The sequence below is a fragment of the Janthinobacterium glycogeni genome (genome assembly GCF_051380725.1).
In the GTDB taxonomy this organism is placed as follows: domain Bacteria; phylum Pseudomonadota; class Gammaproteobacteria; order Burkholderiales; family Burkholderiaceae_D; genus Janthinobacterium.
In genome coordinates, this window is sequence record NZ_JBNYXP010000003.1 from 506,022 (window position 1) to 525,697 (window position 19,676).

The window sequence follows — 19,676 nt, forward strand, 5'->3', positions numbered from 1 at the left end:
ATCTTGATATTTGATACACAGCAGTATGCGGACGCTACTTGATGCCGTGATGGCTCATCAGGTCGTACAGGGTGGGACGGCTCACGCCCAGCAGTTCGGCCGCCTTGGCGATATTGCCGTCGGCGCGCGCCAGCGCGCGCACCATGACCTTGTATTCGGCCCCGTCGCGGGCCTGGCGCAGGTTCAGCGATTCGTCCTGGTGTGCCGCCTGGGCGCTGGCGGGCAAGCCCAGGTCGTCGGCGGCGATCTGCGGCCCGTCGCTCATGATGACGGCCCGCTTGATGCAGTTTTCCACTTCGCGCACATTGCCGGGCCAGCCATAGCTTTCGATCAGCTGCAGCGCGCCGGCGCTGAAATGCAGGTTGCCGCGCCCTTCGCTGGCGCAGAACTTGTTCTTGAAATGATGGGCCAGCAAGGCCGCATCGCCAGCCCGCTCGCGCAGCGGTGGAATGCGCAGCACGATTTCGCTCAGGCGGTAATACAAGTCTTCGCGGAAACGTCCCTGTTCCGCCAGCACCTTTAAATCCTGGTGCGTGGCGCAGACGATGCGCACGTCGACGGCGATCTCGGCCCGTCCGCCCACACGTTCGATGATTCGCTCCTGCAAGAAACGCAGCAGTTTCGCCTGCAGCGCCATCGGCATGTCGCCGATTTCATCGAGAAAGAAAGTGCCGCCGTGGGCCAGCTCGATCTTGCCCAGGGTTTGCCGCGCCGCGCCAGTAAACGCCCCCCGCTCATAGCCGAACAGCTCGCTTTCCAGCAGGTTTTCCGGGATGGCCGCGCAATTGATGGCGACAAAACGCTGGGCATGGCGGCTCGACAGCGCATGCAATCCCCGCGCAATCAGTTCCTTGCCGCTGCCCGAGTCGCCCAGCAGCATGACGCTGGCCGACGAAGGCGCCACTTTTTCCACGCTGCGGCACAGTTTGAGCATGCCCGGATCGCGGCTGACGATGCCGGCCAGCGGGGAATCGGCCTGCGTCTGCAGCATGCGGCGGTTTTCCTGCTGCATCGCGTGCAAATAGAACGCGCGGGCGATGACGAGTCCCAGCATGTCGGCCTCGAACGGTTTCTGGTGGAAATCGTAGGCGCCCAGCGCGATGGCTTTCAAGGCATGCGCGCGCTCCTGGTTGCCTGAAAGGATGATCACTTTCGTATCCGGCGCCAGCGCGAGGATTTGCTGCAGGGTGGCCAGGCCTTCCGTGGCGCCGTCCGGATCGGGCGGCAAGCCCAGGTCCATCGTCACGACGGCCGGCTGGTGGCGCCGCACCAGCGCCAGCGCCGCCTCGCGCTCGCCCGCCAGCAAGACTTCATAACCGTCGAAACTCCAGTGCAGCTGCTTTTGCAGGCCGGGATCGTCTTCGATGACTAGCAACTTTTGCTTGGCCATGCGTGTCAGCTCCTGTCAGTGAGTAGGGCAACGGAAGTCTGGGGTCAGAGCCGACGGGTCTGCCCCCAAAGACACATGCAGCGGCAGGACCACGCGAAACGTCGTGCCTACCTGCGGTTCGCTGCGCACCTCCAGGCGGCCGCCCACCTCGCGCAGGTATTCGCGGCTCTCGAACACGCCGATACCCATGCCCGCCGTCTTGGTCGTATCGAACGGCTTGAACAAGCGTTCGCGGATGAACTGTTCGCTCATGCCCTGCCCCGTATCGTCGAGCTCGACGACTGCCGTCTGCTCTTCGCGACGCAGCCGCACGTCCACCTTGCCGTCGCTGGCCGTCGCCTCGATGGCGTTCTGGATCAAGTGGCCCAGCACCCGTTCCAGCCGCGCGCGGTTGGCCAGCACCGTCAACTCGCCATCGACGATTTCCAGCCGGGGCGCCGGTGCCAGGCTCGCCTTGGCGGCCACGGCCTGGCGCAGCAAACCGTCCAGCAGCAGCGGCGCGGGCGCTTCCGGCGCTTCGCCGCGCGCCAGTTTCTGCAGCAAGGTCTTCATTTTCTGCACGGAATGGTCCAAGGTGCCCAGCATGTCTTCCTGGAAAGCGGGATTGGCGCGGTGCTTTTCCGCATTGCTCAACAACAGGGACAGCTGGAACACGAGGTTCTTCAGGTCGTGCACGATGAAGGTGGACATGCGGTTGAACGAGTCGAACTGGCGCGCCACCGTCAGCGTGTCGAGCGATTCGCGGTGCGCCAGATAGCTGGCGGCCTGGCTGCCGGCAATTTTCAGCACGTCAAGGATTTCCCAGTTCAAGCCGATGCGCGTGCGGGGCCGCGCCAGCGCGACAAAGGCGAACAGCTGGCCATGCAGCATCAGGGGCACCAGCAGCCACACGTCGGGCAGCGCCAGCAGCGCGGGCGGCAACAGCAAGCCGCCGTATAGGCGCGGGTTGTGCTCGCAGTCGCGCACGTCGATCACCCATTGCCGTGCCTCCAGAAACTGGCACAGGCTGCCGGATGCCGGCTCGCTCCACGTGCTCGGCGGCCAGTTCCAGCTGGCGGCCGGGGCAAACTGCCCCTGTTCGCGCAAGATCCACAGTGCGCCAGCGCGGCTTTCCACCAGTTGCGCCATGGCCTGTATCGTGCGTTCGCCCAGGGCCGGCCCGTCTTCGGACAGCGCGCGCGTAAATCTCAGCCATTCCTCGCGGTAATCGAAGATGGCATTGTAAAAATGTTTATTGATAGTGACCTTGAGCTTGGCGCGCAGGCTGCCGGAAAACAGCACGCCCGCCAGCAGCAGCACCGCGCCGCCCAGGTATGCCATCTGCATCAAGGAACCCCAGGTGCCGCCGAAATAGCGCAAATAATAAGCGCTGGCCGCCATGGCCAGCAGGTAGATGGCCGAGCCCAGCAAGGCAGCCGAGCGGTACAGCATCTGGCGCGAGACGGACAAGCCCAGCGCCCAGCCCGGGTTGCGCGCCGCCGACACGGCCAGCAACGGCGCGCACAGGGCGTCGACAATGCCGCGCGCGGCCCAGATGTCATCGTTGACCGCGCGGAACAGCAAGGCGTCGCTGTACAGATAGAAATCGTAGGCAAACAGCCCGCCCACGCCCAGGCACGCAAACTTGATGCCCCAGCGTTTCAAGGGCGGCGTGTTGCGGTACCACTGCTCCACCAGCAACATGCCCAGCACGGCCAGCAGCAAACGGCAGACACTGGCAATGAAGCGCGCCGGCAAGGGCAGCGCCAGCCAGGATGAAACCATGGAGAGCAGCCAGGGCGCCAGCGCCGTGAGAACGAGGCCGGCCAGCACGAGGCGCAGGCGGGGCCGCGACGGTTCGATCAGCAGCAACAGGAACACCAGCCAGGCCAGGGTGCGCAGCAATTCGAGCGCGTCGCCGGCCAGCGCGATGCGCTGCCCCAGCAGCACCAGCACCACCGTGCCCGTGGCCCAGACTCCCGTCGCCAGGCACGCCACCAGCAAGGCGCGCACGTTCTGCCGCGCGCGCCAGTTGCTGATGAGCAGCAGCGCCAGCACGAAAAAAGCCAGCGACGCCAGGCCATGGCTGAGCGCCGCCGCATCGGCAGCCGCCAGCCAGTCCGACTGCGCCCGCATCATCGGCTGCCCTTGCCAAACAGCACCACCTGTACCGTGTCGAGCAGGATCAGCAAGTCGAGGAACAGGCTATTGTTTTTCACATAATACAGATCGTATTGCAACTTCTTGACGGCGTCGTCAACGGAAGCGCCATACTGGTAGCGCACCTGCGCCAGGCCCGTGATGCCCGGCTTGATGTTGTGACGAATGTTGTAGTACGGCACCTGCTCCTTCAATTGCTCGACAAAATACGCGCGCTCGGGGCGCGGGCCCACGAAACTCATTTCGCCGCGAAACACATTGAGCATTTGCGGCAGTTCGTCGATGCGCAGCTTGCGGATCAGATGACCCACGCGCGTGATGCGCGCATCGTTGGCCAGGGCCCAGATAGGTGTCCCGTCGCGCTCGGCATCGCAGCGCATGCTGCGAAATTTCAGCACCTTGAAAGGCAAGCCATCGCGCCCCACCCGCTCTTGCTGGTAAAACACGGGGCCGCCGTCTTCCAGGCGGATGCACAGGGCCGTCACCAGCATCACGGGCAGCGTGGCAAGGCAGATGACCGCGCTGGCCGCCAGATCGAACAGCCGCTTCGACGCGGCGCGGAAAAAACTCTGGTCGAAGCCGCCGCCATAGATCAGATAGCTCGGTTGCAAGGAATCGATGCGGATCTGGCATGCTTCGCGCTCGAAAAACGTGGCCGCGTCGATCACCTTGACGCCGCCCAGCGCGCATTCCAGCAGTTGCTTTGCAGGAAACGCGCCATTGCGCCGGTCGCTGACGGACACGACAATTTCATGCGCGGCATGGCGCTGCGCCGTGGCAAGCAGGGACGGTTCGGCCGGCAGCAAGGCCGAGGCCGGCACGCAGCATTGCTCGCCCGCCACATCGATGCAGCCGACCACCGTAAATTGATGGAAGCCGATCTTGCTGGCCGCCAAGTCCATGCATTCGCGCGCCAGCGCCCCGCCGCCCACCAGGATCAGCCGGCCTTCCATCAGCGCCGATTGCGAGGATTTGAATACCACCAGGCGCGCCAGCAGCACGCCGATGGCGCCCAGGCCGAAGATCATCGCGCTGCCGCGCCCGAATTGCAGCGCCGGAATAAAGCGTATCAGGACGCTGAGCACGGCAAAACCCAGCGCGAACGAGGGCAGGATGCGCAATAAGCTGTTGCGGATGTCTTCGCGCGAGCGGTGCTGGTACATGCCCAGCGCACTCCTGCTCAAGACGATGACCAGCGCAAAGATCGAGGACGACAGGTAAATATCGCCCGCGCGCAGCACGCGGCTGCCGTCCGCCAGCCACAGCAAGGACGTCAGGGTAGCCGACAGCAGCAGGAGCAGGATTTCCAGCAACAGCAAGATAAACGCTGTTTTCGAGACATAATGGCTGAAGATGCGGATCATGGTTCCCCCCTGCGGCAAAAAGCACCAGGCGGCGCGCAAGGCGGCCCGCTGCTGGTCTTGCCATGATGGCGAACTGTTCCAAGAAGACATTGATGCGCCACAAGCTACAACCCCAGCTATCTTTCACTGGCAGAATTTATCTCAACACATTACCGAATGAGGGGAAATGGCATATAGTATGCTTCCCCTAAAAGAGATAAATGTCATGAAATTTGATGTAGCGATTGTCGGCAGTGGCCTGGCGGGTTTATCGGTTGCACTGCATTTAGCTGAGACGCGCACTGTCGCGATCATTTCCAAACGCGCGCTGCTTGATGGCGCCAGCAACTGGGCGCAGGGCGGGATCGCGGCCGTGCTGGACTCCGGCGACAGCCACCAGCAGCACATCGAAGACACCCTGATCGCCGGCGGCGGCCTGTGCGACGAGAGCGCCACGCGCTACATCGTCGAGCACGGCCGCGAAGCCATCGAATGGCTGATCGAGCAAGGCGTGCCATTCACGCGCGACGCCTCGGCCGAGCTGGGTTTCCACCTGACCCGCGAAGGCGGCCACAGCCAGCGCCGCATCATCCACGCGGCCGATGCCACCGGCCACGCCGTGCAAGTGACACTGGAAGAAAAGGTGCGCGCCCACCCGAACATCAGCTTGTTCGAGCACCATTGCGCGATCGACCTGATCACCTCCGACAAGCTGGGCATGAAGCCCACCCAGCGCAATGCGCAACCGCATTGCCACGGGCTGTACGTGCAGGATGAGCAAACGGGCAAGGTGCACACCTTTGCCGCCGAGCACACCGTGCTGGCCACGGGCGGCGCCGGCAAGGTGTATTTATATACAACCAACCCCGACACGGCCAGCGGCGACGGCATCGCCATGGCCTGGCGCGCCGGCTGCCGCGTGTCGAACATGGAATTCATCCAGTTCCACCCGACTTGCCTGTACCACCCGTATGCGAAATCGTTCCTGATCACCGAAGCCATCCGTGGCGAAGGCGGCTTGCTGAAACTGCCGCCCGAGGCGGGCGCGGCAGCCGGCCAGCGCTTCATGCTGGCCCACGACGAGCGGGCCGAACTGGCGCCGCGCGACGTGGTGGCGCGCGCCATCGACTTCGAGATCAAGAAGCGCGGCCTCGACTATGTGCACCTCGATATCAGCCACAAACCGGCCGACTTCCTCATCGAGCACTTCCCGACGATTTACGCACGCTGCCTGGAGCTGGGCATCGACATCACCAAGCAGCCTATCCCCATCGTGCCCGCCGCCCACTACACGTGCGGCGGCGTCGTGACGGACCTGTCCGGCCGCGCCGACTTGCCGGGCCTGTACGCCGTGGGCGAAACGGCCTGCACGGGTCTGCATGGCGCGAACCGCCTGGCGAGCAATTCTTTGCTGGAATGCATCGTCATCGGCCGCGCCTGCGCGCAGGATATCGAAAGCAAGGAAAAGCTGGGCACGCCATATCTGCCCGACTGGGATGAAAGCCGCGTCACGGATGCGGATGAGGAAGTGGTGATTTCCCACAACTGGGACGAGCTGCGCCGCTTCATGTGGAATTATGTCGGCATCGTGCGCACGACCAAGCGCCTGGAGCGGGCCCAGCACCGCATCGCCCTGCTGAAGGAAGAGATCGACGAGTATTACCGCAACTTCCGCATCACGCACGACTTGCTGGAGTTGCGCAACCTGGTCGACGTGGCCTCGATGATCGTCAACAGCGCCCTGTCCCGCCGCGAAAGCCGCGGCCTGCACTTCAGCCGAGATTATCCGGAAACCTTGCCGAAAGCGATCGCCAGCGTGCTGACGCCGCCGCACCGCTAATGCAAGTGGAGGGGCCAGATACCGTCTTGAATGGCAAGTCCTGTTGCCAAATAATGCGCATCAAAGGGCTTGTCAATGTGGCTCGACTCACTATGCTGCGTATTGACGCTGAGCTTACGCAGAGACTTCAGCTTGGGGATTGGCATAGCTGGGCTTGTGTCGGAATGGCAGGCCTGCCCCTCAAACCGTACTTCCTCGGATGGTTTTTCAACTTGGGTGAGCGGTAACTGAAGTTAACAATATTAGCCCGGCTCATGGCATTGCGGCCGATGGCAGTGGCCGCCATCGGCCAAAACCGGACATACGCGACTGTATTAACCCCAAATTCATTAACGAAATTGATGACAACAATTCTTCAAGACGTAGTCGATACAGCGAAACGCGCCGTAGAGACCTTTCATGACCGGTCGAGCGGCCGTCTGAATTTCTCTGAGAATAGCCTTTCAATCGTAGAAGAGATGCTGGCGGAAGCTTCGGGCTACATCGATGAGATGTCCCAGTCCGAGACTTCAAGTTTAGTTAAGCTCTTTGGTTGCTACGTCCTTGAGGTTGCACGCACCAAGTACGGCGGCGAGTACGCATGGCTCGACGAGGAGCGAGGTCCCGTGCTTGTTGTCGGCGAACCTGAAACGCACATTGCCATTGCTACCTGGGCAAGAATACGTAGTCGGTTGATCGGTGACCCGGCCGATAATATCCCGTTTTTCTACCGAGGTTTTTCCGACATGGCCAGTACGCTACCAAGTGGAAAACGCACACTGTTCGTCTGATTCAGCTGGGGTTGAAGGTCCACTTTGGGGCGAAAGCTGCGACCATAAGAGGCCCTGCTCGGCGCAGGCAGCCATGCACCACGGTCCAGTGCAGGCTGGCAATGGTGTTTTATGCGAAACACTGCCACAGGCGCGGTGCCGGAAGCGGACGAACGCTGGACGCCATCCAGTGTCACTCCGGTACCGATACCTCTCTCGCAATGGCAGGCCACGCATCAGGGATCGAACGGCAGTAACTTCCCTGTTCACGGTTCCGGCATCAGCGGCTCGATGCCATCCTCCGTGTACGACATCCTGGCGGAATTCCCCGTACACTCCCCCTGCGGCTCGTCCGCCACATAGCGGCATTCGCTTTCCACACTGCCATCTTCCCGCCAGTGCCGGGTCCAGCCCTGGCGCTCGCCATCGGCGTATTCGATCAACTGCCTCGGTTTGCCATCGGCATACCAGGAACGCAAGGCGCCCTCCTCGCGCCCGCCCGCGTTCCACTGTTTCTGCACGAGCAACACGCCGGAGCGGCTGAAACGCTGTTCGCTGCGCATCACGTAATGGCCGCTGTGCGTGCGCTTGCTGGCGACTTTACCGTCCGGATAATATTCGACGCTGTCGCCAGCGGGCTTGCCATCGACATAGCTTGCCGTGCTGCGCACTTTGCCATCCGGAAAATAGTCGGTACTCGGTCCCGTCCTGATGCCGTTGACATACTGGCTGCGGCTTTCCACGCTACCGTCGGGATAGAACAGCAGCAGTTCGCCCTCCGGCTGGCCCTTGAGCTGCGTCATGCGCGTGCGCAGCTTGCCGTTCTCATCGAAAGTCTCCATCAGGCCATCGGCGCGGGCGCCGTCGCGGTAGGTTTGCGACGCGATGAGCTTGCCATTTTGATGGTAGCTCCGCTCCTCGCCTTCCTGCACGCCGTTGCGCCAGCTGACGCGCATGGAAACCTGGCCTTCCGGGTAATAGCGCGTCTGCATGCCTTCCTGCACGCCGCGCCCATCCTGCTCCACCTGCATTTCCACCTGACCATGCGGGTAAAACATGCTGTAGTTGCCCACCAGCTTGCCGCGCAGGTAATCGGGAGCGTTGACCAGACCCGTCAGCCGCTTCGGCGCGCCTTCGCGCACGTGGAACACTTCGACTTGCCAAGTGCCAGGCGTCTTGCCTGGCGGCAATGGCACGACCAGCGCATAGCGCGCCTGCTCCATCACCTCGCCGCGCGACAGGTTGTGGTTCAGATATAAACGGGCCTTGCCGTCGGCACAGTGCTCATCGCAGCCGCGCAGCATGTGGATGACGGGGATGGCATCGGCGCTGGCGCGGTCTGGCGCCGGGCAGGCACGCAGGCGCATGAGCACGGGGTTCCTGTCGCGCATCATGTTGGCCAGCTCGGCCTTCATGACGCCATACTGCTCCGCGCTCAGTCCCAGCGATGCCGCATCCATGCGCAACTGTCTGCCGCCGCAGCCCGTGTCGTCGGCCACGGTCAGCACGTCGCCGCTGCCTGGCGCGGCCGTGATCGCCGTGATCACTTGCCGCTGCACAATTTCGGCCTGGGCCAGCACCGGCAACAGCAGCATAGCGCCAAGCAAGTGTTTCACAATGCGCGCCATGCTTGCTCCTTGCGCTGCAGTTCCGGCGCTGGCGGCGCTTCGCCGCAGTCACCCTGTGCCTTGCCGGCCACATACCGGCATTCATTTTTCAGGCTGCCATCCTCGCGCCAGCTGCGGCTCCAGCCGTCGCGCCGGTCGTTCACGTAGTCGATCGATTGCTCGGGCTTGCCATTTTCATACCACGAGCGCGACGTGCCCTGCTCGCGCAATTGCGCATCCCAGCGTCTTTCCAGCACCAGCACGCCCTGCGGGCTGTAGCGCTGGATGCTGAGCAGCCCGCCTTTGTCGCCATACTGCTGGCGGCTTTGCACCTTGCCGTCCGGGTAGAATTCCATTGCCTCGCCCGTGGGCAGGTCGTTGACCTGCGTCATCCTGGCGCGCACGGCGCCATCGGGGTAGTAATTCGTGCTCACGCCATTGAACTTGCCGTTCTGCATTTCCGCGCGGCTGGAGATTTTTCCATCCGGGAAGTACGTGAGCATCTCGCCTTCCATCTTGCCGCCGCGCAAAGCGTAACTGCTGCTCAGTTTGCCATTCTCATCAAACGTCTGCACGGGCCCGTCGAGCTGCTTGCCATCGTGGTAGCGGCTGGTCTCGCGCAGCTTGCCCGAGGCGTGATAATGCCGGTGCTCGCCCTCGGGCAAGCCATGGCGCCAGTCGCCGCGCAACTCCAAGGTGCCATCGGGAAAATACTTGCTGCCGATGCCGTGCTGCCGGCCCTGCCCATCCTGCGCCACCTGTTTCTCGATCTTGCCATTCGGGTAATACGTGACGTAGCCGCCCACCAGTTCACCGGAGGCATAATCGGCCCGGTTGACCTGGCCAGACAGGCGCAGTTTGTGCCCCGCCACGCTATAAATGTCCACCTTCCACGTGCCCGGCAGTTTGCCTTTCGGCAAGGGCAACAGCAGCACGTTCGGCGCCTTGTCCTGCTCGATGGGGTAGAAACGCTCGTGCAGGTACAGCCGCGCCCGGCCATCGCTGCAGGCGGCCGGCGTGCAGGCGGCGATCTGGCGCACGACGGGCACGCTCGCATCTTCCGGGCATTTTTTCAGGGTGACGAGCATGGGTGTCCTGGCGCGCATGCGTTCAGCAAGCTGGGCCTTCAACGCTTCGTACGGCGCCTCGTCCAAGTTCACCGAGCGCGCATCCATGCGTATCTGCTTGCCGCCGCAGGCCGTCATGCCGGTAATCGTGAACACGTCGCCGCCTTCGCTATCCGGCTCGCTGGCCATCGCTGTCACCACCAGGCGCTGCACGATTTCCGCCTGCGCCATGGCTGAATACAGCAAGGAAGCGCCCAGCACGGCACATATCGTCTTGATTTTCATGCTATTCCTTTAATTTTCCGCCGTGACGGCGACACCGCCCGGCACGAAGCTGACCCGGCCATCGCGGTAACGCACCAGCACCACCACCTTGGCATCCATCAATTGACCGTGCTGCACGGCCGGCAGATAGGTCCAGCGCTTCACGCTGTCGAGCAGCGCCTTGTTGAGCATCGGTTCCATCGGCAACTCGGCCGCCGCGTACGTCAGGCTGCCATCGGCGGCAATGGTCAGGATCAGGCGGTTTTCGCCCGTCGCGTGCTTTGCATCGAGCACGCCATAATCGACCGTCGTCATCGTCTCGCGCTGCACGCCGCCGACCTGGTCCCGCAAGGGTGGCATGGCCTGGAGTTTTTGCGCCAGCAGCGCGCCATCGGCCAGCGTCTTGTCCCAGCGCTTCTGGTAGGCGCCCGGTTGCGCCAGGCGCAGCACCTTGGCGGTCAGGTCCATGCGCTGCATCGTGCGCGCGACGCCATTGTCGGCCGGCTCGCCCGGGTCCGCCGGCAAGGCGTTCTGCACGGCGTAACGGTAAGCCGTCAGGCGCGCCAGCGCCACCAGATTGACGGCATCGCGCTCGTCGCCGCCGCGCAGCTGTGCAGCAGCCGCGATGCCCAGCCAGGCCGTGCCATCGGTCGGGCGCGCCCATACGGCTTGCTCGAAGTACTGGCGCGCCGCCTGCGGTTCGTTCAGGCTCAGGTGCATGCGGCCCATGGCCGCCGCCACCAGATGATCGCGCGGGTTGGCTTGCAGCAGATCAAGATAACTGGCGACCAGCGCCGGCTGATAGCCGGGCACCCAGCCCAGGCCTTCCAGCAACGAGGCGCGCAGCTGCGCCTGCGTGCGGTCGCCGCCGTAGACGGACTGCTTTTCTTCGCCGGCCCGGTACAGCAGTTGCAAACCGCGCGTGACGGCGCCATCGTCGCCCTTGCTGATGGCTTGCGACAGGCTGTGCACGGCCTTGCGCGCGTCGGACGGCTGGAAACCGGCCGTCTTGCGCGGGCGCCAGCTGAATACTTCCAGGCCAGCCGCCTGGTCCGCTTGCGCCTGCAAGCTGGCCTTGTCCTTCACCTCATCGGGCGACGAGGTCCAGGCCGTAAAACCGATCAGGAACAGCACGATCAGCACCACCACCACGGCCCAGCCCTTGCCGCTGATGCCGCCGCCCGTGTTGCCGACAACGGGGATGGCGACGGGCGCCTGCCCCGGTACCGTGCGGCGAGCGCTGCGTTGCTGCGGCAAGGAAATCTGTTGCTGCTGCGCCTGCACGGAGGCTTGCGCGGCCGCGACGATGACCTTGTCGCGCGCGCAGGCCGCGCAACCCTGGCCCGCAAAATGCTGGTGTTCGGGATTGACGGTACACACGACGAGCTTGCCGCCGCTGCGCTGCGCATAGCCGCGCAGCAATTGCGCCCAGTCGGCCGCCGACGGCCGCTGGGGTTGCGGCGATGGCGAAAAGGCACGGTCGAACATGGCGCGCAGCTCGGGCGGCATCAAGGCATGGCCGCTGGTGGCGTTCGGCGCCAGCTGCTTGTGGCGTTTGACGCCATACGCATAGCAGCCGTCGCGGATGCGCCCGGGAATGTCGGTTGCCACTTGCGCATTGCCGGGCCGCCCGCTGTACGGGTGGATGCCAAAGTTGAGCAACTGGAAGATGACGACGGCCAGGGCGAAGCGGTCTTGCGCCATTTCCGTGCCCGCCGGCATGCCCTTGCGCTGGAATTCCGGTGCCAGGTAATCGGCCGTGAATTGCTCGGCAGGAAAGCGCTCCGCATGGCCCTGAATGCTGAAACCGTCGCAATCGAGCATGGCGATGTACAGCGAATCGCGGTAGAAGCGCAGGTTCACGGGTTTCAAATCGACCACGTAATGCTGCTGCTGGTGCAGCGCATCGATGACGGCGGCCAGGTTGGCGGCCAGGGTCAGCTTGGGACCGAGTCCCGTGGGCAGGCCGGCCGCGCGCGCCTGCCGCTCCTGCATGATGTGTTCCAGCTCGGCCGTTTGCGCCATGTCCAGCAAAGGCATGACGAAGCCGGCAAAGCCGCCCTGGCCATCGAACACGGCCGCTTGCGGCCAGGCGATCTGCACGTATCGCTTGCCGTTTTCCACTTGATCGGGCAGCTCGGGCGACAGTTCCAGCATCGCTTCGAGCTTGCGCCGGTTGGCGGCCCGGTCCAGGTGCGGGTGGTACAGCTTGGCGACCTGCGCGGGTGCGCCCGGCAACAGGTACACGCTGCCCGCGCCGCCGCTCTTGACGAGTTTGCCCAAGACCAGGCTGCGGACTTTATCCAGCCAAATTTTTCCGCCCGGGCTCAGGCCCGGTGTCACACCCTGCTTCCGGCTCATGCGCGCAAGGCCAGCAGCAGGGTCTTGTCATCGCCCGTGATCTGGTGCGTGCGCGGGTCGGCCAGGGTGGACGCCAGCGCCGTATTGCCCAGCTCGATACTCTCGACCGTGCGCAGATAGCCTTGCACGGCATCCATGAACGGCGCGTACAAGGCACCATTGTTCTTGCTCATGGCAAAGGGCATGCAGCCGTCCGACATCAGCACGACGCCGCGTACTGGCGGGGGAATCGGCAACAGGCGCAACTGTTCGCGCCAGCGCTCGCCCGACAAAAAATAGGTTTCGTTCGCGTATTCGCCGTTGGCGGGCAGCGAGATGCGTTCGCCGCCATCGCCCAGCTGCGCCACGGCCAGGCCGTCGCCCAGGTGGAAGAAAAATCCCGTATCCGGCCCCATCACCACGCCCACCACCGTGCAGGCGTAGTCATCGAGGGTGGCGTTGGCGGCGCGGGCGATGTCGTCCAGCGCGGCGCGGATCTGCGCCAGGGTGCCGGCCAGCGCGCCGTCGTACAAATCCTGCACGGTGGCGCCCTGCTCCAGCCGGCCGGCCAGCGCCTGCACGGTGTGTACGGCAACAAACTGCGCGCCCTGTTCGCTGAGCCGGGCCGATCCGGCGCCGTCGCAGACGATGGCGACCAAAACGTCGTTCACGACGGCGTGCGCGTGCGCATCCTGACAAGGGATGTCCTTGTCCAGGTGCGCCTTGCCCGTGACGGACGCGCCGAACACGCGCCAGGTTTGCTGTGCTGCAGTCATAAATCAGCGGGCTTTCACGTATTCACGACGGACCAGCCGTCCGTCGAGGCCAGCTGCGCCTGCGCACCGGGGCGCGATTGCGACACCACCTGCATGCTGGCACTGAGCCACAGGAACAGTTCGCGGAACTGCAAGCCTTTCAGCTGCTTGACGCCCCGCTCGCCGCGGCTGGAAAATTGCCCCAGCGTATCGATATTCGCATGGTCGCCCACGGCGATGGGGAAGATCGCCACTTTATTGGCCTGTTCGGCCGCGCGCGCCTGCTCGGCGCCGAGCTGCCAGCGGTCCGTCGGCTCGCCGTCCGACATCAAAAACAGCCATGGCCGCGTGTACGCCACGCCAGCGGCGCGGAAACGCTGCTTTTCCTGCTCGATCTCGGCCAAGGCCAGTTCGACGGCCGCACCGGTCGGCGTGGTGCCGTTCGCTTCGAGCCGGGGCGCCGTGAAATCCATGGCGTCGCACCAGTTGCTGGCGACGACAGCCTCATCGTGCGCGCCATACTGAATCACGAGGATGCGCACGCGCTTGGCAGCGATCACGTCGGATTTCAATTCCTGTTCCAGCAGGGCCAGGCCTTCATTGAGCAGCGACACAGGTTCGCCATCCATGCTGCCGGAGCAGTCGAGCACGAGCACCAGCGGCGTGCGTTGTTCGGTATTGTCGACCAGGGCGACGTCGGGGATCATTATTGAACTCATGGGCAATCGGTAAATGTGAAATCGGTCATAGTGCGAATCTTACATCATGGCCGTGATTTACCCGCGCGAATTTCCTGTAGAACACTATTCAGATTCAGAATGACAGGCGCGAACCATTGCAGCACCGATATCTTTGTACTATCTTGATAGTTGCCCAGGACAGAAGGCAGCGAACAGACCTTCCTCACAAAGGAGGGGCGAATCGCTGCGCAACACCGCCCTTACCCAGTTCCGCACCTGCGCGCCTGCGGCACACTGTTGTAGTCGGGCAATGGGAGCGAGCATGGGTACGGCAACAGATGTAGGCAAACTGATCGGCGCCATGTACGACGCTGCCTGCGGCATGGGCGACTGGCCGCAGCTCGACGGCGCCGGCCTGAACGGCCTGCAATGGCAGGAACTCTGGCCGCATCTGCAGCGCGCCATGTGCCTGCAGCAGCGCCTGCGCGAGGCGCAGCTGGCCAGCCATTGCGCGCTGGCGGCGCTCGACGCCATGGGCGCCGCCGTGCTGGTGCTCGATGCCAACCTCGGATTGCGATTCGCCACTCCGGCCGGCCACGCCCTGCATGCGGCGCAACTGGAGCACACGGCCCCGCCCGCCCTGATGCGCGCCGTGCGCCTGGTGATCGCCGGGGACGGTGGCGCGGCGCCATGCCAGTCGCTGCGCCTGGCGCGCAAGCAGCAAGCGCCGCTGGCCCTGACCGTCACCGCGCTTGCCGATTGCCAGCCTGCCTGCGCCCTGGTGATCGCGCGCGACCCCACAAAAACGTGCACGTCCGTCCCTGCCTTGCGCCAGCTGTTCGACTTGACGCAAGCCGAGGCGCAAGTGGGCAAGGCGCTGGCGCAAGGGGCCACCATCGAAGAAATCGCCGCGCAGGGCGGCATCAGCGTCAACACCGTCAAGACCCATCTGCACCACACCTATTTAAAGACTGATACGCGGCGCCAGGGCGAGCTGATCGCGCTGATCCACGGCGCGACGGCGCACCTGGCCATCCTCGATGCATGAGACCGTGTCATCCGATCGGATGATGCGCGGTGCATCTTGCCTGCCTACACTGGCAAGACCGGCAGCCCGCACCTTGCCAGCGTGACAGCGGCGTGGCGGATCTGCCGGTGCGTTTTCCCTGGCACCGACAACAACATCGCCGCGCCGGCAGCGGACGGCACCACAGTTCAAGGATGGGTAAAAAAATGAAAACATGGATCTTGGCCGGCACCCTGGGCATCTGCGCCCTGCTGGCAAATGCACAAACGCTTCCCGACAGCCAGACCGTCGTCATTCCAGGCGGGCGCATGCAGACGATCGAACTGCCCGCCCACAGGCATTTCATGAGCGCGCAAGAATTTTCTCCGTTCCGTGGCGGCTATGAACTGTCGAACGGACAAGTACTGTACCTGCGCAACGCCAGCAGCATCGGCGCCATCATGTATGCGCGCATCGACAACCAGGAAGAACACCGCATCGTCGCCAGCAGCAGCGACAGCTTCGTGGCGCTCGACCGGCAACTGGCCATGCGCATCGACTTGCGCGACAATGGCAGCGTGGGCGGCGAAGTGCTGATGGTGGTGCCAGCCGAAAAACTGGCCAGCGGCGACATCGTGCCCGCCCATGTACAAAGCATGAGCCTGGCAGCACGCTAAGGCGGCAAGCCGCGTTCCCCATGGGTGGCAGCCATGAGCAAACAGTATTCTGTGCAACAGCAAAACGCGCTGACCCAGGCAGCCATCAAACAGACGGCGGCCTGGTGGCGCGCCCGCCCCTTGCCCGACGCCTTGCGCCAGTGCGCGGCCAGCCATGGCGTGACGCTTGACGCGGCCCTGATGCTCGACCTGCAGCTGGCCTGGCCCGACATGCCCGCCGTGTACGGCAAGCTGCTGAGCGCCGACGGGCACTTCATTCACTTCGAGATGGACCTCGACGACGACCTGCGGCCCTTGCCCGGCAGCGTGGCGTGGGATGACATCAGCGCACGCTACGATCTGGCCGCACACAAACGGGGCAAGTGCGTGAGGTACGGGGAGTTGTGCAGGCAAGTGCTGCAGGAATGGAATCGCGGCGCGTGCTAGCGGAACCGTTGCCGGCGCATGCTATGATCGGCGCCCCGTTCATGAGACAAATGGCAACCCCACGTGCAGCATCCATCCCGCAACAACCCGATCTCGACGCTGCTGCGCGGCGGCCTGCGCCTGCTGGCCTGGCCCCTGCTGGCCCTGGTCAGCGCCGCCTGCACCAGCACCACGCGCCATCCCGCCAGCGAGCCCACGCAAGTCGTCCTGCGCTTTACCTTTGACGACGGCAAGCCGATGCGGCATGAAGATCACATGGTCATGGCGCGCCAAGAAACGTATACCAAGTACTGCAGCAAGATAGGCAGCACCCGTGTCTGCGATGTCGGCATCGATATACTGTATGCAAGCGCCGACGCGCCGCTCGATGCCACTGGCGAAGTGCGCGTCACCCTGCGTTCGACCGGCCCCATCGGCGACTTGCCAACCGAACGCTGCATCAATGGCAAGTCCTACCTCTTTAATTCCGGCGACTGGATACGCGGTCCGTTTCACCATGGGCAGGTGATCGAGATCCGCTACAAGATAAGTGCATTGAAGACGGCATGCCCGAGGTCGGAGAGCACGCCGCCGTGGTGGGACAAGGATTAAGCTGGCCAGCCCCAGCTGGGGCCGGCTGGCCTGGCGGTTACTGCAACTCGAACTCGCCGGGATTCAAGCCCAGCTCGCGCGCGATCTTGCCGGCGACGCGCTGCTCGTTGGCATCGAAATTACCGTCCGACGAAGCGACGGCGATAATCATGCGCACCAGCAGGCGCGACGCCGCCACATTCGACTTCATCTTGCCCAGCGCCTGATACGCCTTGGCTTCGCCGATATCCTTGTCGAACTCCAGCTGGCCGACATAGTCCTGGAAAGCCTTGATCACGTCCGTGGTGCTAAACACCGACAGCGCATCATTGCTTTCAATAAACTTCACCATCTTCTGCTTCTCTTCCGCACTGACGCTGCCGTCGGCCATGGCGATCAGGGCCGAGCCTGCCATTGCAGCGTTCAGGAAATCCTTGTTCTTGTACTTCAGGGCTTCGGTTTTCAGTTCGCTGGCTTTGGTCTTCAGTTTGGACAGAAAGGAATCGAAACTCATGGAGGTTCTCCTGGTTGGTTCGGATGAGGCAGCACTACAGGCTGCCACTGTCACCTAGCTGGGGGCGCGGGGGTGGAATGCAAGCGCTGGAAACATGCCTTGCCTCCGCTGACCGCATGGTCCAACCCACAGGCAAAGAGCCGGGGTCAGACCCTAAGGGTCTGCCCCCAGTTTCTGCCTTGGGGTGAAATTCAGCCAACGCCACACTAGCGCACATAAAACACCACAAAAGCAAGATCGTGTGAGTATTATCTTATTTGCAGTTGAAAAATAAGTAACTTCATGGCAGCATGGAATTACATTTTCTTTACTGCAAGGTTGTGATGGACAAGCAATTGCTGCTGATTTGCGCACTGACGTTCAGCATCCACATCATCGGCACCCTCGCCTATTCCGTGCGCATCGCCGGCATCCGCACGCGACGCATTGCCGTGTCCCTGGCCCTGTTCAGCATCCTGATGCTGCTGTCGCGCACGTCAAATTCGTTTTTAGGGCCATTCCTTGCCAAGCGGGTGGAAACGGGCATAGACCAGCACGTCGCAGCCAGCACCTTATTAGTCGACTTCCGCTGGCTGCTATTCTCCGCCAGCCTGGCCACGTTACTGGGCGCGATACTGATCCCCACCTTCCAGCGCGCCTTCTGCCGCGCCGTCGAGCATTTCCAGGTGCACAGGTCCGTGCCCAAACTGCTGCTGCACGCCGTCTTCAAGGGCGGCCTGCCCTACCTCAAGACCTCCGCCAGCCTGCCCAAGCCCGCCAATGTCACGGGCCTGCGCCAACAATCTGGGGGCTCTGTCTCCATGACAGCCATGAACGTCTCGCCACGGCCCTGTGGAAGGTGGGTGTCTTCGCAGCCCTGTATGCCGGCGTCTTGGACCCCAGCGTGCGCGTCACCTCCAGCACCCTGTACTCCATCATCAACGGCGGCGCCACCATCATGATGGCTGTCTTCATCGACCCGCACATGTCAGGTATGACGGATGACGTCATCGAAGGCAAGATCGAAGAATCGCAATTCCGGCGTGCGTTGGTGTGGTTGGTGGGGAGCAGGCTGGCGGGGACGCTGATTGCGCAGTTTTTGCTGGTGCCGTCGGCGGTGGTGATTGTGGGGGTGGCGAAGGGGTTGTGAAGTACAAATCTTAATTTTAAAAAAATCACAAAAAAGAGGGATGGTATGGCTTCATTAGATTTTGACACAGAAAAAAAATTATTTAGAGAGTATTACGAATTAAACATAAAACTTCTGGAAAATGCAAAAAATTCATTCATTACACTAATCACCGCATTATTGAGTTCATCGGGAAACGATTCAATATCGAAAATTGAGGGAAGAGTAAAGGAAAAAGAAGAATGTATAAAAAAATTCAACCTAAAGTACAGATCAGAACTTGAAACGCAAAATACACCTTATTCAATCCAGGAAAAAATAACAGATTTGATTGGATTGAGAATAATATGTCTTTATGAGGATGATGTAGAGAAAATAAACTCCTGCCTATCAACTCATTTTGACGTAATAGATATCACAAATAAAATTACCCAGCTGGAAAATACAGAGGCATCATTCGGGTATAAGGGCCTACACCTAGATTTAAAACTTAACGAAAAAAGAATTGAATTGCCAGAATATGAAATATACAAATTATACAAATTTGAAGTTCAAATAAGAACAATAATTCAAGATTCATGGAGTGTTTTAGATCATAAAATAAAGTACAAAAAATCTATTCCAAATAGGTTGAAAAGAAGAATCAATACCTTAGCAGAATTATTTGAGCTTGCTGATCGAGAATTTCGAGAAATACGAGAATCCACCATCGAGGAAATAAGAAAAGAGGAAACAATTGACGATACTGCAAAAGATGGTCAAGTTGAAGCAGGCCGAGAATCTAATAGTGAACTAAACCAATCGAGACTACTTAATGCATTCAGCTTTCAAAAAATAGCTCATCATTTCTTCAAGGACTATGAATTTGAAGCGCATAAAGTAGATGGCTTTACTCAAGAAATAATTGAAGCAGACAATTACATAACAAGGGGTAAGTTGAATTTTCTTTTGCGTGAAAATATAGGAAAAGCGAAACGATATCAGAATTACTTCGAAAAAAACAACAAAGATGACAAGCTAAATCCTTACACTCTAATTAGACATTGTTTATATTTGGGAGATAAGGATAAATTTAGCAACATACTTACTAGCGTAGCAAAAGATGCATTTGACAATTGGCTCAGCACCAATGCCGAGACATAGAAAAATTTTAGGTTTAATTTAAAAATAGAAAAGCCGCTATCTCCCGACAGCGGCTTTC

Annotated in this window: 16 protein-coding genes and 1 pseudogene; 8 read left to right on the top strand and 9 right to left on the bottom strand. The window is 61.4% G+C overall.

The features are described from left to right. Window positions 1-34: 34 nt before the first annotated feature. From prsR to ACQ4W4_RS10780, 3 genes are read right to left on the bottom strand one after another with little or no spacing between them, the layout of a single operon-like run. The gene (gene prsR, locus ACQ4W4_RS10770; RefSeq protein ID WP_436541992.1) at window positions 35-1,390 is read right to left on the bottom strand and encodes a PEP-CTERM-box response regulator transcription factor; all 1,356 of its coding nucleotides are present in this window, start codon (window positions 1,388-1,390) and stop codon (window positions 35-37) included. A 15-nt stretch (window positions 1,391-1,405) separates the two neighbouring features. Beyond that, on the bottom strand, window positions 1,406-3,508 hold the full coding sequence (prsK, locus tag ACQ4W4_RS10775) for an XrtA/PEP-CTERM system histidine kinase PrsK (protein ID WP_436541993.1): 2,103 nt from the start codon (window positions 3,506-3,508) through the stop codon (window positions 1,406-1,408). Then, window positions 3,505-4,893 (bottom strand): TIGR03013 family XrtA/PEP-CTERM system glycosyltransferase, encoded by a 1,389-nt coding sequence (locus ACQ4W4_RS10780; RefSeq protein WP_436542026.1) that lies wholly within the window; start codon window positions 4,891-4,893, stop codon window positions 3,505-3,507. The genes prsK and ACQ4W4_RS10780 overlap by 4 nt, the downstream gene beginning before the upstream one ends. A gap of 205 nt (window positions 4,894-5,098) precedes the next feature. Here ACQ4W4_RS10780 and nadB point away from each other — a divergent pair, with 205 nt between their 5' ends. Beyond that, window positions 5,099-6,712, top strand: a complete 1,614-nt coding sequence (nadB, locus tag ACQ4W4_RS10785; protein ID WP_436541994.1) for an L-aspartate oxidase — start codon at window positions 5,099-5,101, stop codon at window positions 6,710-6,712. Between the two features lie 341 nt (window positions 6,713-7,053). Next, window positions 7,054-7,482 carry a hypothetical protein gene (locus ACQ4W4_RS10790; RefSeq protein ID WP_436541995.1) on the top strand — a complete coding sequence of 143 codons (429 nt, stop codon included), beginning with the start codon at window positions 7,054-7,056 and terminating at the stop codon, window positions 7,480-7,482. A 245-nt stretch (window positions 7,483-7,727) separates the two neighbouring features. Here the strand turns inward: ACQ4W4_RS10790 and ACQ4W4_RS10795 are convergent, their stop codons facing one another. The 5 genes from ACQ4W4_RS10795 to ACQ4W4_RS10815 form a co-directional block, all read right to left on the bottom strand. Next, entirely contained in the window at window positions 7,728-9,089 is a 1,362-nt protein-coding gene (locus ACQ4W4_RS10795) for a toxin-antitoxin system YwqK family antitoxin (protein WP_436541996.1), read from the bottom strand. Further along, the gene (locus tag ACQ4W4_RS10800) at window positions 9,074-10,420 is read right to left on the bottom strand and encodes a toxin-antitoxin system YwqK family antitoxin (protein ID WP_436541997.1); all 1,347 of its coding nucleotides are present in this window, start codon (window positions 10,418-10,420) and stop codon (window positions 9,074-9,076) included. The genes ACQ4W4_RS10795 and ACQ4W4_RS10800 overlap by 16 nt, the downstream gene beginning before the upstream one ends. Before the next feature lie 9 nt (window positions 10,421-10,429). Beyond that, window positions 10,430-12,682, bottom strand: coding sequence for a hypothetical protein (locus tag ACQ4W4_RS10805; protein WP_436541998.1), 2,253 nt, complete (start codon window positions 12,680-12,682; stop codon window positions 10,430-10,432). A gap of 74 nt (window positions 12,683-12,756) precedes the next feature. Continuing rightward, complete coding sequence (locus ACQ4W4_RS10810; RefSeq protein WP_436541999.1) at window positions 12,757-13,515, bottom strand: PP2C family serine/threonine-protein phosphatase; 759 nt, start codon at window positions 13,513-13,515, stop codon at window positions 12,757-12,759. A 14-nt stretch (window positions 13,516-13,529) separates the two neighbouring features. Then, the gene (locus tag ACQ4W4_RS10815; protein ID WP_436496731.1) at window positions 13,530-14,213 is read right to left on the bottom strand and encodes a vWA domain-containing protein; all 684 of its coding nucleotides are present in this window, start codon (window positions 14,211-14,213) and stop codon (window positions 13,530-13,532) included. A 283-nt stretch (window positions 14,214-14,496) separates the two neighbouring features. Here ACQ4W4_RS10815 and ACQ4W4_RS10820 point away from each other — a divergent pair, with 283 nt between their 5' ends. The 4 genes from ACQ4W4_RS10820 to ACQ4W4_RS10835 all read left to right on the top strand — a co-directional run bounded on the left by ACQ4W4_RS10820 (window position 14,497) and on the right by ACQ4W4_RS10835 (window position 16,874). Next, window positions 14,497-15,222 carry a helix-turn-helix transcriptional regulator gene (locus tag ACQ4W4_RS10820; protein ID WP_436542000.1) on the top strand — a complete coding sequence of 242 codons (726 nt, stop codon included), beginning with the start codon at window positions 14,497-14,499 and terminating at the stop codon, window positions 15,220-15,222. A 185-nt stretch (window positions 15,223-15,407) separates the two neighbouring features. Beyond that, the gene (locus tag ACQ4W4_RS10825; protein WP_436542001.1) at window positions 15,408-15,857 is read left to right on the top strand and encodes a hypothetical protein; all 450 of its coding nucleotides are present in this window, start codon (window positions 15,408-15,410) and stop codon (window positions 15,855-15,857) included. A gap of 33 nt (window positions 15,858-15,890) precedes the next feature. Next, window positions 15,891-16,283, top strand: a complete 393-nt coding sequence (locus ACQ4W4_RS10830) for a hypothetical protein (protein WP_436542002.1) — start codon at window positions 15,891-15,893, stop codon at window positions 16,281-16,283. Between the two features lie 63 nt (window positions 16,284-16,346). Next, window positions 16,347-16,874 (top strand): hypothetical protein, encoded by a 528-nt coding sequence (locus ACQ4W4_RS10835; RefSeq protein ID WP_436542003.1) that lies wholly within the window; start codon window positions 16,347-16,349, stop codon window positions 16,872-16,874. Window positions 16,875-16,911: 37 nt separating this feature from the next. On the opposite strand, the gene ACQ4W4_RS10840 is transcribed toward ACQ4W4_RS10835, so the two are convergent. After that, a complete protein-coding gene (locus tag ACQ4W4_RS10840) occupies window positions 16,912-17,367 on the bottom strand; it encodes a tellurite resistance TerB family protein (protein WP_436542004.1) in 456 nt (151 codons plus the stop codon). Between the two features lie 323 nt (window positions 17,368-17,690). Between ACQ4W4_RS10840 and ACQ4W4_RS10845 the strand changes: the two are divergent. Continuing rightward, a pseudogene (locus ACQ4W4_RS10845) lies at window positions 17,691-18,496 on the top strand (lipid II flippase Amj family protein). Between the two features lie 45 nt (window positions 18,497-18,541). Continuing rightward, window positions 18,542-19,618 (top strand): GTP pyrophosphokinase, encoded by a 1,077-nt coding sequence (locus ACQ4W4_RS10850; RefSeq protein ID WP_436542005.1) that lies wholly within the window; start codon window positions 18,542-18,544, stop codon window positions 19,616-19,618. The last annotated feature ends 58 nt before the right edge of the window (window positions 19,619-19,676 follow it).

Coding starts and splice junctions, on each gene's coding strand:
- ACQ4W4_RS10850 (WP_436542005.1), top strand. CDS start 18,542: ATGGCTTCATTAGATTTTGACACAGAAAAAAAATTATTTAGAGAGTAT.
- ACQ4W4_RS10825 (WP_436542001.1), top strand. CDS start 15,408: ATGAAAACATGGATCTTGGCCGGCACCCTGGGCATCTGCGCCCTGCTG.
- ACQ4W4_RS10840 (WP_436542004.1), bottom strand. CDS start 17,367: ATGAGTTTCGATTCCTTTCTGTCCAAACTGAAGACCAAAGCCAGCGAA.
- ACQ4W4_RS10780 (WP_436542026.1), bottom strand. CDS start 4,893: ATGATCCGCATCTTCAGCCATTATGTCTCGAAAACAGCGTTTATCTTG.
- ACQ4W4_RS10830 (WP_436542002.1), top strand. CDS start 15,891: ATGAGCAAACAGTATTCTGTGCAACAGCAAAACGCGCTGACCCAGGCA.
- prsR (WP_436541992.1), bottom strand. CDS start 1,390: ATGGCCAAGCAAAAGTTGCTAGTCATCGAAGACGATCCCGGCCTGCAA.
- ACQ4W4_RS10800 (WP_436541997.1), bottom strand. CDS start 10,420: ATGAAAATCAAGACGATATGTGCCGTGCTGGGCGCTTCCTTGCTGTAT.
- ACQ4W4_RS10820 (WP_436542000.1), top strand. CDS start 14,497: ATGGGTACGGCAACAGATGTAGGCAAACTGATCGGCGCCATGTACGAC.
- ACQ4W4_RS10795 (WP_436541996.1), bottom strand. CDS start 9,089: ATGGCGCGCATTGTGAAACACTTGCTTGGCGCTATGCTGCTGTTGCCG.
- prsK (WP_436541993.1), bottom strand. CDS start 3,508: ATGATGCGGGCGCAGTCGGACTGGCTGGCGGCTGCCGATGCGGCGGCG.
- ACQ4W4_RS10810 (WP_436541999.1), bottom strand. CDS start 13,515: ATGACTGCAGCACAGCAAACCTGGCGCGTGTTCGGCGCGTCCGTCACG.
- nadB (WP_436541994.1), top strand. CDS start 5,099: ATGAAATTTGATGTAGCGATTGTCGGCAGTGGCCTGGCGGGTTTATCG.
- ACQ4W4_RS10790 (WP_436541995.1), top strand. CDS start 7,054: ATGACAACAATTCTTCAAGACGTAGTCGATACAGCGAAACGCGCCGTA.
- ACQ4W4_RS10815 (WP_436496731.1), bottom strand. CDS start 14,213: ATGAGTTCAATAATGATCCCCGACGTCGCCCTGGTCGACAATACCGAA.